Annotated in this window: 20 protein-coding genes and 1 pseudogene; 16 read left to right on the top strand and 5 right to left on the bottom strand. The window is 59.7% G+C overall.

The window, feature by feature from the left end; translation table 11 throughout:
• Positions 1-38 precede the first annotated feature (38 nt).
• The 3 genes from ACCD02_RS04205 to ACCD02_RS04215 all read right to left on the bottom strand — a co-directional run bounded on the left by ACCD02_RS04205 (position 39) and on the right by ACCD02_RS04215 (position 2,063).
• A complete protein-coding gene (locus ACCD02_RS04205; RefSeq protein WP_413298715.1) occupies positions 39-239 on the bottom strand; it encodes a hypothetical protein in 201 nt (66 codons plus the stop codon).
• Positions 240-355: 116 nt separating this feature from the next.
• The gene (locus ACCD02_RS04210) at positions 356-1,387 is read right to left on the bottom strand and encodes an Ldh family oxidoreductase (RefSeq protein WP_413298716.1); all 1,032 of its coding nucleotides are present in this window, start codon (positions 1,385-1,387) and stop codon (positions 356-358) included.
• Between the two features lie 247 nt (positions 1,388-1,634).
• Positions 1,635-2,063 (bottom strand): GNAT family N-acetyltransferase, encoded by a 429-nt coding sequence (locus ACCD02_RS04215; RefSeq protein WP_413298717.1) that lies wholly within the window; start codon positions 2,061-2,063, stop codon positions 1,635-1,637.
• 282 nt (positions 2,064-2,345) lie between these two features.
• Between ACCD02_RS04215 and ACCD02_RS04220 the strand changes: the two genes are divergently transcribed.
• On the top strand, positions 2,346-2,696 hold the full coding sequence (locus ACCD02_RS04220) for a Fe2+/Zn2+ uptake regulation protein (RefSeq protein ID WP_413298863.1): 351 nt from the start codon (positions 2,346-2,348) through the stop codon (positions 2,694-2,696).
• Between the two features lie 29 nt (positions 2,697-2,725).
• Here ACCD02_RS04220 and ACCD02_RS04225 read toward each other — a convergent pair whose 3' ends face one another.
• On the bottom strand, positions 2,726-2,914 hold the full coding sequence (locus tag ACCD02_RS04225; protein ID WP_413298718.1) for a hypothetical protein: 189 nt from the start codon (positions 2,912-2,914) through the stop codon (positions 2,726-2,728).
• Between the two features lie 252 nt (positions 2,915-3,166).
• Here ACCD02_RS04225 and ACCD02_RS04230 point away from each other — a divergent pair, with 252 nt between their 5' ends.
• The 12 genes and pseudogenes from ACCD02_RS04230 (at position 3,167) to ACCD02_RS04285 (ending at position 18,495) form a co-directional block, all read left to right on the top strand.
• Entirely contained in the window at positions 3,167-4,978 is a 1,812-nt protein-coding gene (locus tag ACCD02_RS04230) for a monovalent cation:proton antiporter-2 (CPA2) family protein (RefSeq protein ID WP_413298719.1), read from the top strand.
• Between the two features lie 197 nt (positions 4,979-5,175).
• On the top strand, positions 5,176-5,733 hold the full coding sequence (locus ACCD02_RS04235) for an RNA polymerase sigma factor (RefSeq protein ID WP_413298720.1): 558 nt from the start codon (positions 5,176-5,178) through the stop codon (positions 5,731-5,733).
• Between the two features lie 2 nt (positions 5,734-5,735).
• Positions 5,736-6,746 (top strand): FecR family protein, encoded by a 1,011-nt coding sequence (locus ACCD02_RS04240; protein ID WP_413298721.1) that lies wholly within the window; start codon positions 5,736-5,738, stop codon positions 6,744-6,746.
• Positions 6,747-6,813: 67 nt separating this feature from the next.
• Positions 6,814-9,222, top strand: coding sequence for a TonB-dependent siderophore receptor (locus ACCD02_RS04245; protein ID WP_413298722.1), 2,409 nt, complete (start codon positions 6,814-6,816; stop codon positions 9,220-9,222).
• A 181-nt stretch (positions 9,223-9,403) separates the two neighbouring features.
• On the top strand, positions 9,404-11,491 hold the full coding sequence (locus ACCD02_RS04250; protein WP_413298723.1) for a TonB-dependent siderophore receptor: 2,088 nt from the start codon (positions 9,404-9,406) through the stop codon (positions 11,489-11,491).
• A gap of 275 nt (positions 11,492-11,766) precedes the next feature.
• Positions 11,767-13,110 (top strand): lysine N(6)-hydroxylase/L-ornithine N(5)-oxygenase family protein, encoded by a 1,344-nt coding sequence (locus tag ACCD02_RS04255; protein ID WP_413298724.1) that lies wholly within the window; start codon positions 11,767-11,769, stop codon positions 13,108-13,110.
• A 74-nt stretch (positions 13,111-13,184) separates the two neighbouring features.
• Positions 13,185-13,757: pseudogene (locus tag ACCD02_RS04260) on the top strand (GNAT family N-acetyltransferase); the annotation flags it as partial.
• 324 nt (positions 13,758-14,081) lie between these two features.
• Positions 14,082-14,597, top strand: a complete 516-nt coding sequence (locus ACCD02_RS04265; protein ID WP_413298725.1) for an RNA polymerase factor sigma-70 — start codon at positions 14,082-14,084, stop codon at positions 14,595-14,597.
• Between the two features lie 375 nt (positions 14,598-14,972).
• Complete coding sequence (locus ACCD02_RS04270) at positions 14,973-16,820, top strand: DUF4344 domain-containing metallopeptidase (RefSeq protein ID WP_413298726.1); 1,848 nt, start codon at positions 14,973-14,975, stop codon at positions 16,818-16,820.
• Between the two features lie 17 nt (positions 16,821-16,837).
• Entirely contained in the window at positions 16,838-17,446 is a 609-nt protein-coding gene (locus ACCD02_RS04275; RefSeq protein ID WP_413298727.1) for a hypothetical protein, read from the top strand.
• A 30-nt stretch (positions 17,447-17,476) separates the two neighbouring features.
• Entirely contained in the window at positions 17,477-18,082 is a 606-nt protein-coding gene (locus ACCD02_RS04280; RefSeq protein WP_413298728.1) for a hypothetical protein, read from the top strand.
• An 89-nt stretch (positions 18,083-18,171) separates the two neighbouring features.
• The gene (locus tag ACCD02_RS04285; RefSeq protein WP_413298729.1) at positions 18,172-18,495 is read left to right on the top strand and encodes a hypothetical protein; all 324 of its coding nucleotides are present in this window, start codon (positions 18,172-18,174) and stop codon (positions 18,493-18,495) included.
• A 13-nt stretch (positions 18,496-18,508) separates the two neighbouring features.
• Here ACCD02_RS04285 and ACCD02_RS04290 read toward each other — a convergent pair whose 3' ends face one another.
• The gene (locus tag ACCD02_RS04290; RefSeq protein ID WP_413298730.1) at positions 18,509-19,321 is read right to left on the bottom strand and encodes a lysozyme inhibitor LprI family protein; all 813 of its coding nucleotides are present in this window, start codon (positions 19,319-19,321) and stop codon (positions 18,509-18,511) included.
• A 237-nt stretch (positions 19,322-19,558) separates the two neighbouring features.
• Here ACCD02_RS04290 and ACCD02_RS04295 point away from each other — a divergent pair, with 237 nt between their 5' ends.
• Genes ACCD02_RS04295 through ACCD02_RS04305 form a run of 3 tightly spaced genes read left to right on the top strand, consistent with a single transcriptional unit; the run spans position 19,559 to position 20,985 of the window.
• Positions 19,559-20,131 carry a hypothetical protein gene (locus ACCD02_RS04295; protein ID WP_413298731.1) on the top strand — a complete coding sequence of 191 codons (573 nt, stop codon included), beginning with the start codon at positions 19,559-19,561 and terminating at the stop codon, positions 20,129-20,131.
• A 33-nt stretch (positions 20,132-20,164) separates the two neighbouring features.
• On the top strand, positions 20,165-20,554 hold the full coding sequence (locus ACCD02_RS04300; RefSeq protein ID WP_413298732.1) for a hypothetical protein: 390 nt from the start codon (positions 20,165-20,167) through the stop codon (positions 20,552-20,554).
• Positions 20,551-20,985, top strand: coding sequence for a hypothetical protein (locus ACCD02_RS04305; protein WP_413298733.1), 435 nt, complete (start codon positions 20,551-20,553; stop codon positions 20,983-20,985). Before ACCD02_RS04300 ends, ACCD02_RS04305 begins: the two co-directional genes overlap by 4 nt.
• Positions 20,986-20,997: the final 12 nt, after the last annotated feature.

The raw sequence follows: 20,997 nt of genomic DNA on the forward strand, positions 1-20,997 counted from the left end.
TCCATTTGGACCCCGCGTTGCGATATCGCGACCGGTTATCAGGAATCGTTGAAATGATCACTCGTCGGGCTTGGCGGCCGCTCATAACCGTATTTAGCACCGACAATAGCCAGGGTTGCCTGGGCTTCGGCAGCCTGGAAACGCTGGATCGCGCAAGCCAGTGCGAGAAAGTCCTCACGCTGCATTTCGTGGGTGCGGGAGACACGATTCGGCGGGGTCTGGAGCTGATTGAGGGACATGGGAAACTCCTTCTTCAATATACTGTGTATGCATACAGTATTTTGAAGAAGGAGCCAGCGCAAGAGCTCAGACGACGAGCGGTCAGTCTTGGCGGGACAGCTTCGTCTGACGCCAATCAGGCGCCAGCGAGCTCACGCAATTGCAGCCATTCGGTCTTGCTGATCTCGATGCCTTCAGCCAGGGAACGGGCGCGCTGCACATATCGACGATCACCCGGCAGGCGTTCCTGACCGACCCCGTGCATCTGCCGCACCAACTCTTCACTGCGCTCGGCAAAACTCTGGCCGCCGCCCTTGTTCGGGTCGATGACGATGAGCAACTGCCCGGTCCAGGGCGTTTGCGCACCGGGGTGTCCGGACCAGTCGAACTCAAAGGAGAAATTCCCCCCCGTGAGCCCCGCAGCCAAGAGCTCCACCATCATCGACAGCGCCGACCCCTTGTAACCGCCGAAAGGCAACAGTGCGCCGCCGTCGAGAATGGCCTTGGGATCTTCGGTCGGCTGCCCATCGCGATCCACGCCCATGCCGGCTGGCAACATGCGCCCCGCCCGCGCGGCAATCTGAACATCGCCGTTGGCAATGGCACTGGTAGCCAGGTCGAAAACGATCGGTTCGCCACCAGCCCGGGGCGCGGCGAAAGCAATCGGGTTGGTGCCGAACAGCGGCTTTTGCGCGCCGTGAGGCACGACGCACGTCATGCTGTTGACCACGCTAAGCGCCACCAGGCCTTGCTCGGCAAAGGGTTCGACATCCGGCCACAGGGCGGCAAAATGATGGGAGTTGCGGATGGCCAGAATGGCGATGCCGGCACTGCGGGCCTTATCGATCAATAACGACTTGGCCGCCATAAGTGCAGGCTGGGCAAAACCGCCTTGCGCATCAACCCGAATGAACCCTGCGCCGACATCCTCGACCTGGGGCTCTGCCGTACCACTGACCCAACCGCTGGCCAGGGATGACAGATAGCCCGGAATACGAAAAATGCCATGACTGTGAGAGCCGTCGCGCTGGGCACTGGCGCAGTTCTGCGACAAGACCCGGGCAACCTCCGACGAGGTGCCGTGACGCAGGAAAACCTGACGTAGCAGTTCAGCCAGTTCATCGAAAGACAGGCTGTGGGTCTCGGCATTGTCGCGGGGTGCAGACATCTGAAGCTCCAGGGTCATGATCGGGAAATGGCAGCGTTGCGCAGCACAGGAATAAGTCAGGTAAAAACCAGCACGCAGAGTACTGCCCACCGACAAACAGGTAAACTGCCAGCCGCTATCGCCACCCGCCCATCAAAGGCCCTGCATGCCGCTTCGGGACATCAGAGCCAACACCACGCTCCATACCGACACAGTGGCCGCTCGGGCACGCTCGGTGGCAGCGCCGGGCACATTGCGTCGCTGATATCTATTGATCCAGGCGCTTCTGGAAAAACAGGCGCTGATGGCCGGGCGGATAGTCCTGCAACTGACCGAATTCAGTGAAACCGTGCTTGCGGTAAAAATCCGGCGCCTGAAAGTCGAAAGTATCGAGCCATATCCCCACGCAGTTTTTCTCCCGCGCCAGCTCCTCGGCCATGCCCATCAGACGTGAGCCAGTGCCCTGGCTGCGGGTTTGTTCAGGTACCGCCAGCAATTCAATGAACATCCAGCGATACAGCAACTTGCCATACAGCCCACCCAGCACCTCATGGGTGTGTTCATCGCGCACCAGCAGGGCGAATTTCTCCGCACCTGCATCCCCGGCCTGGGATACGTTGTAGGCACGCAGGGGGGTCAGAATAGCCAGATAATCTTCTTCCGTCGGCTGGCTCGTCAGCTCGATCCGCACACTCATTTGATCACTCTCATCATTCAGGAAAATCAGAGCCTAGTGAGGTCTGCAAGCCCCGTAAAGACGCTCCCTCGATTGCAAGCCATAAGTCTCATCCCAATGTCGGGCTTGAACAAAAAAGACAACCCGGATTTAATGAGAATGAGACGCATGAAAATATAGTTCGCATTAGCCTTTATTTTCCAATAACTACTGAAGGACTGCGGCCCTCATTCGTTCATTGAAAGGAGGCCGTTTGAATCGAGTCGAGTTATAAGGAGTTGGCAGTTAATGAATCGCACCTTGATGCACCGCAAAGCCACGACAGAGGCCAGGCCCCTGCCGCCAACACAGGGCACGGATCGCCCGGGCAATGACCATATCCGTCAGTTGCTCAAACGCTTTGGCCTGCGTACCAGCCTGGTGCGCCTGAAAGTGCTGGATGCTCTGGTCAATGCCAGTGAAGCAGGCCAACCATTGGGTGTGCGCGGCGTGCACAATCAGCTTTTGAAACTGGATATTCCCATGTCGTTTCTCAGTGTGCGCGAGGTGCTCAAGCGTCTGTGTGACGAGGGCGTAATCCACATGAACGCGGACAAAAGCTATAGCCTGCATCCACTGGCCTGGCAGTCACTGCACGGCCCGACGGCGCAATAACCGTCGAACCCGCATGTACTGCGATGCGCTCAGGGCTTGACCTTGCGTCGCATGACACCGTTGATCACGACGACCAGCACCGCGACGGACACGGCGATGTACTTGAAGGTCTCTTCGGTAATCACACCGGTGTTCTGCAGATGGGACAGGCCAAGCATGATCGCCAGTACACCAAGGGCGATCAGAATCGAGTACATCAAACGTTGCTTGTTGGTCATTGCGGACATTTCCTGAAATCGTGGATGCGCCCATATTACGCGATGAGCCAAGCCATGAGCAGCACTTGGCACAGCCTCCCGCCTGATCTCTCCTTGCGCAGATTTGCGCACATTCCGACAAAAAAACTGGAAAAAGCCTGAGCAATTGACCGACAGCAGCCCGTCTGGCACGCAGATCTGCAAGGTTCACATGGTTTAATGCCGCCTTGCTCGATCCACGTACCCGTTATCCGCTAGACCAAGGAGTTCACAATGCCCCATGAAGAGAGCCTGCTGGGGGCCGCTGTTGTATTTTTGCTTGCCGCTGTTCTGATCGTCCCATTGGCCAAACGCCTGCAACTGGGCGCCGTACTCGGCTACTTATTCGCCGGCGTGCTTATCGGCCCGTCGGTATTGGGCCTGATCGGCAATCCGCAAAGCGTCAGCCATATTTCCGAACTGGGCGTAGTACTGCTGTTATTCATCATTGGCCTAGAGCTATCGCCCAAACGTCTGTGGGTCATGCGCAAGGCCGTGTTTGGTGTTGGCCTGGCCCAGGTGCTGTTGACCGGCCTGGTGATCGGCACGGTTGCCCTGCTCGCCTTTGGCCAGCCACTCAACAGCGCCGTCGTCCTCGGCCTTGGGCTGGCGCTGTCTTCCACCGCATTCGGCCTGCAAAGCCTGGCCGAACGCAAGGAACTGAACGCGCCCCATGGCCGTCTGGCCTTCGCCATTCTGTTGTTTCAGGACATCGCGGCCATCCCCCTGATCGCCATGGTTCCGCTGCTGGCCGGTGCCACCCATGAGCCCGGCACGTCCGACGGGCTGACTCATGGTCTGCGGGTACTGGGCAGTATCGCCATTGTCGTGGTCGGCGGACGCTACTTGCTGCGCCCGGTGTTTCGCGCCGTCGCCAAGACCAAGTTGCAGGAAGTCTCCACTGCCACGGCCCTGCTGGTGGTTATCGGCACCGCCTGGCTAATGGACCTGGTCGGGGTATCCATGGCCCTGGGCGCCTTTCTTGCCGGTCTGCTGCTGGCCGACTCGGAATACCGTCATGAACTGGAAGCCCAGATCGAACCCTTCAAAGGCCTGCTGCTGGGGCTATTCTTCATCAGCGTCGGCATGGGCGCCAATCTCAGCCTGCTGATCAATACCCCGGTAACCGTGATCGGCCTGACCCTGCTATTGATTGCAATCAAATTGCCGCTGCTGTTCTTTATCGGGCGCCTGGCGGGCGGCCTGGGTCGGCAGAGCGCCCTACGCCTGGGCCTGGTCCTGGCTGCGGGCGGTGAGTTTGCCTTCGTAGTGTTCCAGATCGGCCGCGATCAGGGCCTGTTCGATGCCAGCCTGTATGACACCCTGGTGCTGACCATCACCCTGTCCATGGCCATGACACCGCTGCTGTTGCTGGCCATCTCGCGCCTGATCAAGCCCAAGCCGGTGCCCGCCCGCGACGTACCAGACGAATACCGCAAAATCGACGGCGATACCCCGCGCGTAGTGATTGCCGGAATGGGCCGCATGGGCCAGATCGTTTCGCGGATATTGCGCGCCCAGAATATCCCCTTCATCGCCCTCGACACCTCGGTGGAAACCATCGAGTTCACCCGCAGTTTCGGCAATGTCCCGGTGTTCTACGGCGACCCGTTGCGCCCGGAAATCCTCCGTGCGGCCAAGGTCGACCAGGCAGAATACTTTGTCATTGCCACCGACGATCCGGACACCAATATCAAGACGGCGGAATTGGTGCGCAAGCTCTACCCGCACATGAAGATCATCGCCCGCGCCCGTAACCGGCAACACGTGCACCGCCTGATGGACCTGGATGCCCAGGCTGTTCGTGAGACGTTCTATTCAAGCCTGGAAATGAGCCGCCGCACCCTGATAGGCCTGGGCCTGAGCGAAGAACAGGCCAAGGCCCGCATTGACCGCTTCAAGCGCCACGACGAACAGGTACTGCAGGCTCAGCATCTGGTCTACGACGATGAGGCCAAGGTCATGCAGACGGCAGTTGAGGCCCGTGCAGAACTGGCGCAATTGTTCGAAGCCGACCGATTGGAAGAGGAAGCAACACTCAATTAAGTAGCTAGTCACAATGATATCTGTGGGACCGGCTTTAGCCGGGAAGAGGCCGGTACATTCACCGCTTTCTCTCAAGCAGCCAGGACGCCTTCCCGGCTAAAGCCGGTCCCACATGTGCCTGCGGCAACACCACATTTCCAAATGATAACGAGAACCTGTAACATTCGCGTACGGCCTTGTCCTGCCTCCGAGCCCCCATGCGCACGCCCTCTCCATCCAACGACAGCGGAACCGAACTGCCACGCCAAGGCAGCGCGGGCTCGCAAGACGTGCTCGACACTTTCCTGCGGCAGAAACCGCAGCTGGAAAAGCGCCTCAAGCGTTGGGTATCGTGCCGGTCGATTGCCGCCGACCTCTGTCAGGAGCTGTTCATCCGGCTCTGGCGGCGCCGCGATGTACAGGTGGAAAACCTCGATCAATACATGATGCGCAGCGCCCGTAACCTGGCGATCGATCACCTGCGCAATCAGAACACCCAGTTCAAGGCCGAACCCTATCTGGTGAACGAGGACATCGAGACACGTCAGTCGATGCTGGAGGACGCTGAGGACGCCAGCCGTGAGCTGGACAAAATCGAAGATATTTTGCGTAAACTGCCCGAGCGAACCCGCCATATCTTTCTTCTCAACAGAATTCATGGGCTGAGCTATACGGAAATCGCCAGCACCCTCGACCTGTCGGTCAGCGCTGTCGAAAAGCACATGATGCGCGCGCTCCAGGCGTGCAAACGCCGGCAACAGGGGCCTCAGGCATAACGATGAAACTGGTCAGCCAAACCTCATCCCGGCAGCGCGAGGACGCCGCCCTGCTGTGGCTCTCGCGCCTGGCCTCCCGCCCTGCCAATCAGGAACTGGACTTCCGTGTGTTATCTGCGGCCCAACAGCGGGAACTCCAACAATGGCTGGCTGATGACCCGGCCAACGCCCTGGCCTTCGACGAGGCCCGCGCAGTCTGGCAACTGACGGCCGAACCGGCGGCCCGCATCGCCAGGGAAGACGCCACGGCTCTTGACGGTTACTTGCAGCAACATGCCTGGCGCAAGCGTCGGCGGCGCCTGACGACAGCGGCCACCGCTATCGCCGCGACCGTCGTCCTCGCTACTGCCCTGAGCATTACCACCCGCCCCGGGCGCTGGCTGGAGAACGCCCTGGCCGACTACCACACCCTTCCAGGCCAGGTGCAATCGTTGGTACTGGCCGATGGCAGCGAAATGATGCTGGATGGCGACAGCGCGGTTTCCGTCTCCCTGGGCGCGGGCTATCGAGATATCCGCCTTACCCGCGGGGCGGCGTATTTCCACGTGTTCCACAATGGCGAGCCATTCATTGTCCGTACCGGTGACGGCGATGTACGGGTCCTTGGCACTCGGTTCGAGGTACGCCTGGGCACGGAAAACACCCAGGTCACGGTCGAACAGGGCCGCGTAGGGGTCGATGCCTTCGGCCATACGCAGGAGCAGCTGACTGCCGGACAGCGCGTCGGCTTTGGTTCAAAAGGACTCGGTGCCTTGGAGACGGTCAACACGCAACAGGCCCTGGGCTGGCGTGAAGGTCGGGTGAGCCTGCGTCAGCAGTCACTCGAGGACGCTCTGGAGGTGGTCCAGCGTTACTACCCGGGACGCATCGTCCTGCTCAACCCGGAAATTGCCGGGCGACCGGTCAGCGGTGACTTCAACACCCAGGACCCCCAAGCGATTCTCACCGCGATGCAATCCCTGCTGGGTTTCTCTCTCAGGCGCTTGCCGGGCGGCACGGTCGTCATCTGGTAACGGGCATTCACGGCGACGCGCTAATGAGATATATTCGCATCTTTATGATATAGAAGAGCCAGTCTTGATGCGACGCCGGTTACTGACATTCTTGCTGGCGTCGACTCTCAACGGCTGGAGCTGCACGAGTGTGGGCGCAGCCCTGCCAGCCACAGCACCGTCACCCGAGTCCGGCAGCACCCATGACTTCGATATACCGCCCCAGTCCCTTGCCGACAGCCTGTCGCAGTTAAGCCGCTTGACCCGGCTAAACATCGCCTACAGCAACGGCAACATCGCCGCATATCAAGCCCCCGCCCTCAAAGGCCGCATGACGCCGATGCAAGCGCTGTCCCGACTTCTGGCCTCCTCCGGTTTTGCCTGGCAGCGCCTCGACGCACAGACCATCGCCATTCGCGCAACGACGGAAAAGGGTCAGGTGATCCAGTTACAAGACCTGGATATCCGTAGCCAGGGCCGGGAAGGCTATCAACCCGAGCCTACGGTTCAGGTCAGCCATACGTCTGCCCCCTGGATCGAGCAACCCCAGGCTATCAGCCGGGTGCCCAGCGCCGTGCTTCAGGACCAGAAACCGCGCAATCTGGACGACGCCCTGCGCAATGTCAGTGGCGTGACCCAGGGCAATACCCTCGGCAGCACCCAGGACACACTGATGAAGCGCGGCTTCGGTGACAACCGCGACGGCTCGATCCTGCGCGATGGCATGACCAGTATCCAGGGCCGCAATTTCAACGCCACCACCGATCACATCGAGGTACTCAAAGGCCCGAGCGCCCTGCTCTACGGGATTCAGGACCCGGGCGGGATGATCAATGTGGTGTCCAAGATCCCCGACCTGAGAGCCCGCAACGAGTTGCAGACGAAGTTCTCCTCGTTCGCCCATGACCGTGACGGCTCCACCGTGAGCCTGGACAGTACCGGTCCCCTTGGTCAGTCAGGTTTGGCTTATCGATTGATCCTCGACCATCAGGACGAAACCTACTGGCGCAACTACGGTGTGCACAGGGAGGATCTGGTCGCGCCGTCACTGGCCTGGTACGGCGAGCAGAGCGAAGTTCGCCTGGCCATCGAAAGTCGGGAATACGTGACCCCGTTCGACCGTGGCACGGCGATCAACCCTGTCACGGGACATGTACTCGACATTCCCTACGATCGGCGCCTGGACGAACCCTTCAATGACATGCGCGGGCGTTCGCAACTGGCCAGGCTAGACTATGAATACCGGCTCGATGACACATGGCGGCTGCGCATGTCCGCCAGCTACAACCAGGAAAGCTACGACGCCTATCAGGTCCGTACTACCAGCGTGAATGCGGACAAGGGCACCCTCACCCGCAGCCTCGACGGCACCCTGGACTCCGACAGCAACGACCGGCAGATCTTTACCGAGCTGTCCGGTGAGCACGACTTTCTCGACATGAAGCATGACCTTTTGCTCGGTGTCGCCGACGAACACCGACTGTACTTTCGCAGCGACCTGATCCGCCAATCCAGTTCCACCGGTTTCAGTTACCTGAACCCGGTTTATGGACAGGATGCCGTGCCGACCAGGGTTTCAGCGAGCGACAGTGACCAGAGCGACCGACTGCGTACAGAGGCGGTCTATGCCCGGGATTCTATTCACCTCAACGAGCAATGGATCGCCATCGTCGGTGGGCGCTTGCTGACCTACGACCAATATGCTGGCCGGGGCCGGCCCTTCCATGCCAATACCGATATCAACGGCAGTGCCTTCGTCCCCAGCGCCGGGCTGGTCTACCATTGGGCGCCTGAGTGGTCGACCTATGTCAGTTACAGCGAATCCCTCAAGCCCAACTCAAGCATCGCGCCGCTCAATGCCTCCTCCGCGCAGATCATCGATTCGGCGATACAACCCGAGCGCGCCAAGGCGTGGGAAAGCGGCATTAAGTTCGAACAGCAAAATGGTCTGTCGGCGAGCATCGCGGTCTACGACATTCGCAAGCGCAACATTCTCGTCAGTGAAACCGTAAACGACCTGCCGGTCAGCCGTAATGCCGGTGAAGCGCACTCAAGGGGTGTAGAGCTCGAACTCGGCGGGCGGCTGAGCGAGACCTGGGAAATCATCGCCGCCTATGCGTTTACCGATGCCCTGGTCACCAGGGATCCCACGCTCAAGGGCAATCGCCTGCAGAACGTGCCCCGGCAAAGCGCTTCGCTCTATCTGAGCCACGACCTCGGGCAATGGCTGGGGGATGGCCGACTGCATATCGGCGGCGGGCCACGTTATGTCAGTGAGCGGCCCGGCGACCCGGCCAACACTTTCGACCTGCCTGCCTACACGGTGATGGACGCCTTTGCCCGCTACGACTTGCGTGTGGCCAGCTATCCGCTGCAACTGCAATTGAACGTCAACAACCTGTTCGACACGCATTACTACCCGTCCAGCGTGAACAGCAACATGGTCTCCGTTGGAGATCCCCGACAACTGATGCTGTCCACCACGCTGCGGTTTTAACAGGCGCGTTGAAAATAAATGTGAGGGGTTTGACCGGCCAAACGTGAAGAGTTCTTAAAGGTAATAAAAACTCTTCTCATTCGCTATCAACACGCCGAGCATTTCAATGATTCCCAACCCGCACAAGCTCCCGCTCCTTCCCATCCGCAGATACCGCAGCGCCTGCGCCCATGGCGTCCTGATGCTGAGCCTGGCCCAGCCGCTCTGGGCTGCCGACAGCGTGCAACTGGATGCCATCAATATCGACAGCAACAGTGACAAGACCACGACCGAGAAGAGCCAGACCAGCTACCAGGCCAGGGCCGCGACCGTGGGTACGCGCACCGAAGCGCCACTGGTCGAGGTGCCCGCGTCGGTCAACGTGGTCACCCACCGCGTCATCGAAGATCGTGCGCCGCAGAGTCTGGACGAAGCAGTCAACGCTGTGAGCGGCCTGAAACAGGGGAACACGCTGGGCGGCACACAGGACGCCATCGTCAAGCGCGGCTTCGGCACCAACCGCGACAACTCCATCATGCGCGACGGCATGCAGTCGGTGAATGCGCGCAACTTCACCCCCACCACCGAACGGGTGGAAGTGCTCAAAGGCCCGGCGTCCATGCTCTACGGCGTGCAGGATCCGGGCGGCCTGATCAACGTGGTGACGAAAAAGCCACAGCTGCAGCAAGCTACCTCAATGTCCGGCTGGGGCACCAGTTTCGGTGGCGGCGGCGGTCAGTTCGATAGCACAGGCCAAGTCGGCGACAGCAACCTGGCTTACCGGCTGATTTACGACAAGCAGCAGTACGACTACTGGCGAAATTTCGGCAGTTACGATCAGGAAGTGATCGCACCGTCGCTGACCTGGTTCGGTGAAGACACCACCATCACCACCGCCTACGAGCACATGGAATACTCGGTGCCGTTCGACCGGGGCACGCAGATCAACACCACCACCGGCAAGCCTCTGGATATCCCCCGCTCCCGCCGTCTGGACGAGCATTTCAACATCACCACCGGTCGCTCTGACTCCTTCACCCTGACCGGTGAACACCGCCTCAATGACGACTGGTCGCTCAAGGCCGCCTACGGCTACAGCCGCAACTACTACAACGACCACCAGTCACGCTACATCTCGGCCAACTTCACCACCGGCAAGGTCACCCGTCGCGGTGATGCCACCCGTGATGCCGTGCAGTTCGCCCACACCGCGACCGTCAACGCCCTGGGGCATTTCGACCTGCTGGGCATGCAGCACGAGATGCTGGTGGGCGTGGATTACATGGAGAACGAGCGCACCCTGGGCGACCTGATTCGCAACGTCAACGACACCGCGTTCAACTACAACAACCCGATCTACGGTCAGGTACCCGTACCGTCGCGGGTCAGCGCTCCCAACAGCGACCAGACCGACCTGCTGCATGAACGTGCCGCCTTCATTCAGGACTCGATCCACCTCACCGATAAATGGATCCTGCAAGGCGGCCTGCGCTACGAAACCTTCACCGAGTACACCGGCAAGGGCCGCCCCTTCGTCGTCGGTGCTGACGTGGATCGCAGCAAAGTGGTGCCGCGCCTGGGCCTGGTTTACCTGATCCAGCCGGACTGGTCGGTATATGGCAGCTACACCGAATCCTTCCGCCCCAACACCTCCATCGCCACGGTCATCGGCGACCTGGAGCCGGAAGAAGCCAAGGCCTATGAGATCGGCACCAAGTACCAGAGCGATTCTTTGACCGCGACCCTGGCGGTGTTCGACATCACCAAGAAAAACGTGCAGACCAGCGCCACCTGCGGCACTGAAACCTGCACACGACTGGGTGGCGAAGCGCGCTCCCGTGGCGTGGAGATGGACGTGACCGGCGAACTGGGTGCCCACTGGAGCGCCACGGCCAGCTACGCCTACACCGATACCGAATGGACCAAGGACCCGATCCTGCAGGGTAAGCCCCTGGACGGCGTATCGAAGAATACCTTCGCCCTCTACTTCACCAAGGACCTCGGCCATGTCGGCATCGGCGACCTGCGTGCAGGCGTCGGCGGCCGCTACATGAGCAGCTGGGGTGTCAATGACGGCACCGGCACCGAGTACTGGCTGCCTTCGGCGAAAGTCGCCGATGCCTTCGTCGCCTACAAAATGAAAGTCGACCAGAAGGACCTGACCCTGCAGTTGAACCTGAAGAACATGTTCGACGAAACCTACTACGTCTCTGCCAGCGGCACCGGCTCGCCTGCCCTGGTCATCGGCGAACCTCGTCAACTGCTCGCCAAGGCAACACTGTCTTTCTGAAAACGCCAGACAGCAAAAAGCCCCGGTTTCGGGGCTTTTTGCTTTTTCACGAAGCGCTCACCCTGGCTTGCCCGTGGTAGCTGAGGGTACTGAAGCAACCGGCGACCTATTTTTCGTCGAACAGGTTAGTGGCCGAGTGATATCACACAGAAAGCTGGAAATCGTTGCTGAAGAACCTCGCGGCTCATTCGTTAACGCTTATGACTGCCCCTGAGATCGTTCGACTGAACATCGGACAATTCGAGGGTACACAACCTTCCAGAGAGGATTTGCGAATGTCTCAGCGACTGCCCCCCCACAAGCCTTTCGACGTGATTGGCGTCGGCTTCGGTCCCTCCAACCTGGCCCTGGCCATTGCCCTCGAAGAACAGGGTCAAGCGTGCGGGCGCACATTTCACAGCCTGTTCATCGACCGCCAGGCCGACTACCGCTGGCATGGCGACACTTTGGTCAGCCAGAGTGAATTGCAGATTTCCTTTCTCAAGGATCTGGTCTCCCTGCGCAATCCGACCAGCCGTTACAGCTTCGTCAACTACCTGCACAGTCAGGGTCGCCTGATCGACTTCATCAACCTTGGCACCTTCTACCCCTGCCGCTTGGAGTACAGCGACTACCTGCGCTGGGTGGCCGCGCACTTCACCGAGCAATGCGCCTACGGCGACCGCGTGGAGCGAATTGAGCCGGTAATGGGCAAGGACGGCATCGAGCTGCTGGACGTAGTTTCCCTTGACGATCAGGGCCGCGAACATCGCCGTTGCACTCGTTCGGTGGTCGTCGGCACTGGCGGCACGCCGCGTATTCCTGCCGTGTTCCAGGGCTTGCGTGAAGACGCCCGGGTGTTCCATCACGCCCAGTACCTCAGCCGTATCGCCCAGCACCGTTGCGCCCGCAACGAACCCATGCGCGTGGCCATCGTCGGCGGTGGGCAGAGCGCGGCGGAAGCGTTCATCGATCTCAACGACAGCTACCCGTCGGTACAGGTCGATCTGATTCTGCGTAATGAAGTGCTCAAGCCAGCCGATGACAGCCCCTTCGTCAACCAGATTTTCGCGCCGGAGAACACCAACCTGTTCTTCAATCAGCCCGAAAACGAACGTGAGCGCCTGATCAACGAGTTCCACAACACCAATTACTCGGTGGTGGACCTGAACCTGATCGAGCAGATCTACGGCATTTTCTACCGACAGAAAGTCTCCGGTCGCCAACGCCATGCCTTCCGCTGCCGGACCCAGGTCGATGAGGCCAGCGCCGAAGAACAAGGCGTGCGCCTGGCCCTGCGCGACATCGCCACTGGCCACACCGAGGTGCAACACTACGACGCGGTGATCCTCGCCACCGGCTATGAGCGCAAGTCGCACAAAACCCTGCTGGCGCCACTGGCGGACTATCTGGGTAACTTTGAAGTGGAGCGCAGCTATCGCGTGCGGGCCAAGCCAGCGCTCAAGGCCGGCGTCTTCGTCCAGGGCTTCTCACAGTCCAGCCACGGCTTGAGCGATACCCTGTTGTCGGTCCTGCCCATGCGTGCCTGGGAAATCTCCGAAGCCCTGCTGGCGCTGGTAGAGCCCGGCGAGCACAGCCATATCAACCTGTACGACGCCGCCCTGTCGGCATCGGCCTGACCGGAGTACCGCCAATGAAGTTGACGAGCGAGCGGATGCCCACTGATGTCACGTCGGCATTGCCAGCGTGGCGCAAACCCGAAGGCGAATTGTATCGACGCTTCGACGAGCGCCTGGGACTCTGGTTTTCCCTGCGCACCCTGGACATCGAGGCTGATCTGGAGCGCTTCAGTCGTTGGCAGAACAGCGCCCGGGTCGCCCATTTCTGGCAGGAACAGGGCAGCCCGGACGAGCACCGCCAGTACCTGCAGAAAGTCGCCGATGACCCGCATATTTTCAGCGTGATCGGCTGCTTCGATGACGAACCCTTCGCCTACTACGAAGTGTATTGGGCGCGCGATGACCGCATAGCGCCCTTCTACCCGGTCGGCGAATTCGATCGCGGCATTCACATGCTGGTCGGTGAAGAGCACCATCGTGGACCGCTTAAAGTGGACTGCTGGCTGCGTTCACTGGTGAGCTGGCTGCTGCTGGACGAACCCCGCACTCAGCGGGTAGTGGCAGAACCTCGTGCCGACAACGACAAGATGATCGACTACATGACCTCGGTGGGATTTGCCAAGGAAAAGGAGTTCGACTTCCCCCACAAGCGCGCCGCACTGATGCTGCTGGAGCGCAATCAATTCGGCCCGCCCCTCGCCGGTTGATCGTGGGAGCTGCCTTGTCGGCGATAGCAGTATGGAAAGCAACATCCTCGTTGACTGACCTGACGCCATCGCCAGCAAGCCGGCTCCTACAGGCTGATGTGATCCGTTGGAGCGAGGCTTGCCCACAGAGGCGGTAGCGCATCCCGACACATCTGCATCGCCTGGCTGGCCTCTTTCCGGCCAGCAGGCACGGCTTGTATTCGGGCCACCGTGAGTATCGCTCTCCACCGTAAAGCGAGAGCAAGGGGAGTTGTTGCAAATAATTCCTAACAACACTAGCATCTCGATCTCGCTGACAGACTGCAAAAACAGATCAGGTGCCTCATGCAAAAGCCTATGGCTGCAAGCCGTTCCCCGTTGCTTGAAGTGTTCCATGACCAGCGACAGCGCCTGATTGACCTCGCCGCGCGCATTACCGGCTGCCGAAGTCATGCCGAAGATATTGTTCACGAAGCCTTCATGAAAGTGGGTGATGCTGACCACAATGAACAGATCCGGTCCCAGGCCTCCTACCTCACGCGCGTGGTCCGAAACTTGTCGATTGACTATTACCGTCGCCGCCAATTCGAAGACCGGCTGATCAGCCATGACGCCGTCAGCAATGATGCGCCCGCACACCTTGCTGAATCGCCAGAATCACTGGTATCGGATCAACAAGTACTGGAACGGGTTTCCAGCGCCCTGGCCAATCTGCCCGAGCGCACGCGCTACGCGTTCGAGATGTGCCGCATCCACGGCATGAAGCAAAAGGACATCGCCAGGATACTGGGGGTCTCTCCATCCCTGGTTCACGCAATGATCAGCGAAGCCTTGCTGCACTGCAGAAAAATAGCCTTCTGAGCCGCGCGCTTAAAAAGCGAAAGCCAGATGGCCAGCACCGACTTCCAAGGCGACTTAACATGGGATGTTTTGCAAATACCGCGGACTTATCGCACCGTTCATCTGAACAACTTGCCGCCCTTCACCGCTCACCCAAACCTGAAGCGGCGACATTTGCTTAGTTGTCGCGCGCCATGAAAGTTGGTTGTAACGACCCCAGGGCGACCGTTTATCGCCTTTTCATATGATGGCAAGTTGCCAATACCCCGTTTATTAGTGTGTTGAATTCCACACTTGGGTATCTCGCTGGTTTGACAGCTCCTGCCAAAGCATTAGAAGATTTGTAACATAATTAAACATGCCTTGGGGGCTATTCCATTGACGACATGGACGGTTGTGTCCGGCTGCGCAAGTAGCTGGAAAAGTCGCGCGCTGCGAGCAGCATTATTTACTACGGCTTCCGCGTTCTGCGGGCTATCGCTGCCCGCCCTGGCCGCCACTACGCCGTCCACCAATCCTTACGCCGTCAACCCCTACGCCCCTGCCAGTACCAGTACCAGTGCGTATGCCAATCAGGGCAGCGCCAGTCTCGAAGATCTGTTGAATCTCGACGAGCGCAAGCTGATCCAGGAAAGCCTGGTCTGGTTCGGCGTCTATAACGGCTGGATCGACGGTAACTTCGGCAAAGGCACCCGTGACGCCATTGCCGTCATTCAGCGCAAGTTCAACCAACCCGCCACCGGTCAGTTGGATGCCGATCTGGCGGTGCATCTGGGCGGCTCGGCCCTCAATACCCGAGAAAAGGCCGGCTGGAAGACCATCCGCGATCCCAAGACCGGCATCACCCTGGGCTACCCGTCGAAGGTCCTGACCGTCATCACCAGCCCCAAGGACACCAATATGGTGGACCTTGATTCGGCGGACAAAAGAATTTCCCTGGAACTGGTGGTAGTCCCAGGCGCAGAACCTCGGCGCATCGACACCCTCTACGAAGATTTGAACAACGACAGTCAGTCCCACGTCACTTACAAATTCCGCAAGGGCGATCTGTTTATCACGGCCGGTGACCGGGGCAACAACAAGTATTACAGCCGTTATGAACAGCGTGGCGATCAGATTCGTGGTTTTGACCTGGTCTGGAACAACGACCTGGATGCGGACATGCAGCCGATGGCAGTGCTGATCTCCAACAGTTTCGAGCCTTTCGATATACCGCGGCCCAATCTGGAGCCGAATTACTCCAACCTGTCGGCGCTGGCCCAGGCGGCTCAACGCCAATCCGAAGGCACGGCCTCTCAAGGCAATGGTGGCGGACAATCCGGGCAACGGGCCGCGCCAGCGCAACAGACCGCACAACAACCGACGCAGATACCCACCCGCCAGGCCCAGCGCGACGCTCAACAACCAGACAATGACCCTTCCGAAGGCAAAGGCACGCGCTTTTCCTACACCTATGTGGCGCCGCAAAGTGCCAGGCTGGAAGACGCTTACCGCTTTACCCGGGGCGCTGACCTGCTGGTCGGCAACCTGGAAATCGATGCAATGGATGGCCTGTTCGTGATGCCTCGCACCCTGCATTACGTGGGGACCGAGTGCGGCATGGTCAATGCCTTCTATAAGCCCAAGGATTCGGCCATTTACCTGTGTTACGAACTGGTGGACTACCTGCTGCAACAGGCCGACAAGCTCAACACCAACAATGACCCGAAATTCGTCGCCGAATATGTGAAGGACAACCTGCGCTTCATCCTGCTGCACGAAACCGGCCATGCCTTCATCGACCTGCTGGACCTGCCTGCGACAGGACGCGAGGAAGACGCCGTCGATCAGATGGCGGCGAGCATGATCCTGCTGCACTTCAGCGACAGCGAGACCGCCGAGCAGCTCACTCGCGTATTGTCGATGACCGCTCTGTGGTTCAAGACCAACGCATCACTGGAGAACGGCGCTGTAGATAACACTGCGTTCTCGGATGAGCACTCATTGAACGAACAACGCTACTACAACCTGCTGTGCATGATTTACGGGCGCGATCCGGACTACTACTCCTCCATCGTCGAAAATGGCTTGCTGCCGAAGAACCGCGCCGCGCGCTGCCCTCAGGAAGCCAGCAAGATCATCACCTCCTGGTCGCGCCTGTTGCTGCCGCACTTCGCCCCGCGTTATCAGAAGGTGCGTGACGAAACCGTCAAGCGTCTGAATGAGCGCGATGCTGCCGAGCGCATTCGCCAGGGAGGTGCGTGATGAGGCGGTTCAGGGCAATGACCATTGTGGTCGCGCTGGCGGGCATACCGCTTTGGGCCAATGCGGATCAGTCGCCGATGTTGACGCTGATTACCGCCGTGGGTCAGCAGGTGCCGGGGGCGACCTACGCCCACATGCCTGGCGTGACGCTGCAAGTGGGCAACCTGCAGAGTGGCTACGGTGACGGGGCGGTTGGCACGGTCCAATTGACCAGCCCTGGCCGTGTTGGCAGCACTGCCGTCCTGCATGGTTACTCCGGACCCAATCGCCCGACGGATGCGATCAACGCGTTAACGGTCACAGTACCGGCACTGGGTAAACAACCGCCCTCCGCCGACTTCCAGGGCCTGCTGCAACAGGAGCTGGGTGCCACGGCCAGAGTCGAGCTGCTGGCGGACCGCTGCAACTGGAATGGAGGCCTGATGGGCGATAGTGTCGACAAGGACACCTTCCTGAAAGTGACGCTGGCCAGTGGCGAAAAGGTGTTTGTCACCGCCCTGTGGGACCGGGATAAACACAATCGCCCGAATGCGTTGTATTACGTCTTCAATCCGGACGATGGATTGGAAACCGAACTCAAACTCATGGATGACATGGAATGCAAACCGGGGCCGGCACATTGGTAACGGCTGGATGACCAGGAAAAGGACCACTCGATGAGCTGCGCACCATCACATTTTCGTTTGCTAGCCCTGCCTGCGACCCTGGCCCTGCTGACCGTGTCGGGCTGCTTCCGGCAGATCCCGCCGCCGGATATCAAGGAAAACCCGGCGCGGCACGAGCACTATCAACTGACCATGACCCTGCGCGATGTGCCGGGCCCATATGACAGTATCGACGCAACCGTCGATTACTCGGTGAGCAACAGCCATTGCGTGCCGCTGACGCCGATCAGCGGCGCGGCCCTGGCTCCCTATAAGCGCCTGCCATTGCCACTGACCCAGGTCGGGCCGAATACCTGGAAAGCGGATTTCTACGCGGACATGTATCTGGATGAGGACTACTACCACGAGGGCGTCTGTCACTGGGCGATGGTGGCGGTGAGTTTTGGCCCGACGGTCAAGGGCAATATCTTCAGCGGGTCGCTCTGGCATAAGGACATGCTCGAGGGCAGGCTTTCCGACGTGAGTTATTTCGCCAACCAGCTTTATCTCAAGCCCTTCGATACCCCTTACGCCCAAACAGGCAGCGCCAATCGCGAGCAATTCAAGGAGCCGGACAAGACGTTCTCGACCACCATGACAGCGGTGAAAATCCCGTGAGGTCATTAGGCTATGGGGCCTTGTGCCTGCTCCTGGGCGAGTCGCTTGTGGGTAACGTCCAGGCCAGCGCGCATAACTGGCCCGTGAATATGCCGCCAGAGAGATTCATCAGTTTCAGCGCCTGCCTGGCGGTGCTGGAAAAGCAGGATCGTGATGATCGGCAAGACCTGAACAGCAGTCCCAAACACCTGGACAACGGCGCGATTGTCGAAACCAACCTGCAGGGCCCGGGCCTGCGCCGTACCGGCAAGGAAAGCGCCGAGTACCAGGCCACCGTGGGTTGGCGAACGCGCATGAAGGTCGGCGATCACATGGAAGCCAACTACACCTACGAGACCCGGGACATGTCCTGCGTCAAATCGACGCTGCATAGCCGACCGTCCGGCGGCGCCGAACCGGCGATGCCGGAATAACCCCGCCGGTCGATCATTTAGCGCCAGCCTTGGCCGGATAGTCCGGATCGGTCAGGCAGCTTTGCAGCCACTGGGTGTCATCATCTTCTTCCACCTCGGCGTCCAGTCTGGCCAGCGCCGTCGCGCCCTGTTGCTCGACAGTGCGTTGGGCGTCGGTGTCCAGGCTTTCCGGCTCGACGCTCCAGTCCTGTGGCGAACAGTCACTCTCGCCGGGGTTGCAAGTGGCCACCGGTTTCAGCTTGCCACCGATGACATCGGCCACGGTGCGGGTCTCATAGACGCTGCCGCTGGCCCAGTCCTGGGTGACGCTGCAGACCCTATTGTTGTGCTGATAGAAGTGCGTGCCGAAGCAGGCATAGTAATACTCGCCCGATTGCGGCAGGAAATCACAGGACGCCGAGAACCCGGCAAACGGGCCACCACTGAAGCGCGCGGCAAAGGCACGCTGCTGCAGGGCGACCTGAATCAGCCGCGGCTGTCTGGGCGTGGTGGAAGACATTTCGCCGAGGCGCTGGGTACGATCCTGCATCGCCTTGAGCACGATATCGCGCTGGTCTTGCTTGCTGTAGCCCTCGCCGGTCTGGCCGTCGGTGCTGTTATCCAGATCGCCGAAACTGCTGTCCCGTGTCGCGACCCAACGACGCTGGCTGGCGACCAGCATGGCGCGGATTTCTGCATCATCGGTAGCCTTGAGCAGCGTCGAGTAGGCCTTGCCCATGGCCGCATCCGCGCTCACCAGGCGCGGGTCTGCGCAAATCAGCTGTTCAATCTTGCTGGTGGCTTTTTTGCAATCCATGGCCTGGGCCAAAGCAGGCAATAGCGCCATACCCGCCAATATTCCTGCAAGAACCTGATGTCTCATCGAATACGCCCTTTAGATATCAAATAGCCACTTAGCGATGAATTGAATTAGTTGCAAATTCGCAAAGCTGTTCACACTCTTGCGGTTGGCCTGATTTGCCAGTTGCCGACAAAGATAGAGGATTTGTAACATAACTAAAACAGCATCCAGGATGCTTCTGGCCAATAACTTGCCAGCACTCTCGACCCGAATGGATTCGTTATGACCGCCCGCAACCCCGCTCTTGCGCACATCATGCTCGGTGCAGTGTCAGCCGCCCTCGCGGTGATCTTTTCATCCCTGGCGTCAGCAGCCGATAAGCCTGGCACGACCTCCATGTGCGCAGCGGCGGAGCGAGTGCTGTTCAGTTGCACCCTGGCCTCGGGCACAAAACAGGTGTCGATCTGCGCAACCGGGAATACCCGGCCGGAGGCCCCGAGCTTTTATTATGCCTACGGCAAACAGGGTAAGCCTGCTGAGCTGCGCTACCCCGCCAGCGACGCCAGTGCGGCCAACTTCACTCGTACCAGCCTGGGGTTTGCCGGCAATACCGGCGGCTTTGCCTATGGTTTCAACAACGGTGGCTTCAAATACCTGCTGTACTCCATCTCTGGTTCCTATGGCCTGGAAGATCAGGGCCTGATCGTGCAGAAGGATGGCCAGGAAAAACCGGTCAAGCAGAGTAAATGCGTGGCTGGCACTGTATTCGAATCGGAAGACGACGAACTGTTTCGCATTACCCGCCAGTGGCCTGCCGATCAAGGCATCGCCCAACATGGCCTGCCCGCCCATTGAGCCACTGGCGCAATAACTCAAAAAGGACAGCAAATGACCCACCGATCTGCGCTTTACGCCCTACTACTCGCTGCCACGACCCTGACGCCGCTGGCCCATGCAGAAGGCGGCGTACCCGGCTTTGGTTTTGCCCAACGCTGCGACGAACAGAGTGCCAAGCTGAGCAAACTGGAAACCATCGCCTGCGCCAGCGCAGACCTCAAGAACCAGGAACAGACCATGCTCGACCTGGTTCAGGCAGTCAGAGACGAAACCACTGGCACGGATGGCGATACCGGCGAGCGGATCGACCCCATGGGCAAGGAGCAGAACCAATGGCGCACCGCCCTGGCAGGCAAGTGCAGTGACGCCGCCTGCCTGTCCAAGGCCTACAAGGCACGCACCGCGCAGATCCAGAAGAAATGGGCAGAAGCCCTGCAATGAAGACGTCCGGAGCAATCGCCGCCCAAATAGTACTCGCCGCGCTGATCGCCCTGCCACTGACGCCTGCAAGCGCTGCGACGGTGGCCTGCCCCGCTCAGGACTTCGATAGCTTCCTCAAGCACTTTGCCAACGACATCGCGGTGCAGAAGGCCTTTGTCAGCGTCCCCCTGCAAAGCGACTCCATCGACCCCGAAGCCGAGCCGGAACCGGCTCCGGTGTCACGGCAACTGGACAAGGCGCAGATCCAATTCCCGTTGATGCCCAACGAGCAGCAACAACGCAAACAGGGTCTGAGCCTGAGCAAAACAGCGAGCAGCGCGGATCAAGTCACCATCAAGCTGACCAAGGCCGACACCGACTACCAACTGTCGTTGTTCTTCCGTCATCAGGATTGCTGGATGCTGTACCGTATAAAGGATGATTCGTTGTGATCGCCGGAGACA

The organism is Pseudomonas sp. Pseusp88 (assembly GCF_047303955.1).
Lineage (GTDB): Bacteria > Pseudomonadota > Gammaproteobacteria > Pseudomonadales > Pseudomonadaceae > Aquipseudomonas.

Excerpts from the sequence above, each read along its gene's own strand:
- ACCD02_RS04300 (WP_413298732.1), top strand. The coding sequence starts at position 20,165 with ATGACCCACCGATCTGCGCTTTACGCCCTACTACTCGCTGCCACGACC.
- ACCD02_RS04210 (WP_413298716.1), bottom strand. The coding sequence starts at position 1,387 with ATGTCTGCACCCCGCGACAATGCCGAGACCCACAGCCTGTCTTTCGAT.
- ACCD02_RS04245 (WP_413298722.1), top strand. The coding sequence starts at position 6,814 with ATGCGACGCCGGTTACTGACATTCTTGCTGGCGTCGACTCTCAACGGC.
- ACCD02_RS04220 (WP_413298863.1), top strand. The coding sequence starts at position 2,346 with ATGCACCGCAAAGCCACGACAGAGGCCAGGCCCCTGCCGCCAACACAG.
- ACCD02_RS04305 (WP_413298733.1), top strand. The coding sequence starts at position 20,551 with ATGAAGACGTCCGGAGCAATCGCCGCCCAAATAGTACTCGCCGCGCTG.
- ACCD02_RS04290 (WP_413298730.1), bottom strand. The coding sequence starts at position 19,321 with ATGGCGCTATTGCCTGCTTTGGCCCAGGCCATGGATTGCAAAAAAGCC.
- ACCD02_RS04280 (WP_413298728.1), top strand. The coding sequence starts at position 17,477 with ATGAGCTGCGCACCATCACATTTTCGTTTGCTAGCCCTGCCTGCGACC.
- ACCD02_RS04235 (WP_413298720.1), top strand. The coding sequence starts at position 5,176 with ATGCGCACGCCCTCTCCATCCAACGACAGCGGAACCGAACTGCCACGC.
- ACCD02_RS04230 (WP_413298719.1), top strand. The coding sequence starts at position 3,167 with ATGCCCCATGAAGAGAGCCTGCTGGGGGCCGCTGTTGTATTTTTGCTT.
- ACCD02_RS04255 (WP_413298724.1), top strand. The coding sequence starts at position 11,767 with ATGTCTCAGCGACTGCCCCCCCACAAGCCTTTCGACGTGATTGGCGTC.
- ACCD02_RS04215 (WP_413298717.1), bottom strand. The coding sequence starts at position 2,063 with ATGAGTGTGCGGATCGAGCTGACGAGCCAGCCGACGGAAGAAGATTAT.
- ACCD02_RS04285 (WP_413298729.1), top strand. The coding sequence starts at position 18,172 with ATGCCGCCAGAGAGATTCATCAGTTTCAGCGCCTGCCTGGCGGTGCTG.
- ACCD02_RS04275 (WP_413298727.1), top strand. The coding sequence starts at position 16,838 with ATGACCATTGTGGTCGCGCTGGCGGGCATACCGCTTTGGGCCAATGCG.
- ACCD02_RS04265 (WP_413298725.1), top strand. The coding sequence starts at position 14,082 with ATGCAAAAGCCTATGGCTGCAAGCCGTTCCCCGTTGCTTGAAGTGTTC.
- ACCD02_RS04295 (WP_413298731.1), top strand. The coding sequence starts at position 19,559 with ATGACCGCCCGCAACCCCGCTCTTGCGCACATCATGCTCGGTGCAGTG.
- ACCD02_RS04225 (WP_413298718.1), bottom strand. The coding sequence starts at position 2,914 with ATGACCAACAAGCAACGTTTGATGTACTCGATTCTGATCGCCCTTGGT.
- ACCD02_RS04240 (WP_413298721.1), top strand. The coding sequence starts at position 5,736 with ATGAAACTGGTCAGCCAAACCTCATCCCGGCAGCGCGAGGACGCCGCC.
- ACCD02_RS04205 (WP_413298715.1), bottom strand. The coding sequence starts at position 239 with ATGTCCCTCAATCAGCTCCAGACCCCGCCGAATCGTGTCTCCCGCACC.
- ACCD02_RS04250 (WP_413298723.1), top strand. The coding sequence starts at position 9,404 with ATGCTGAGCCTGGCCCAGCCGCTCTGGGCTGCCGACAGCGTGCAACTG.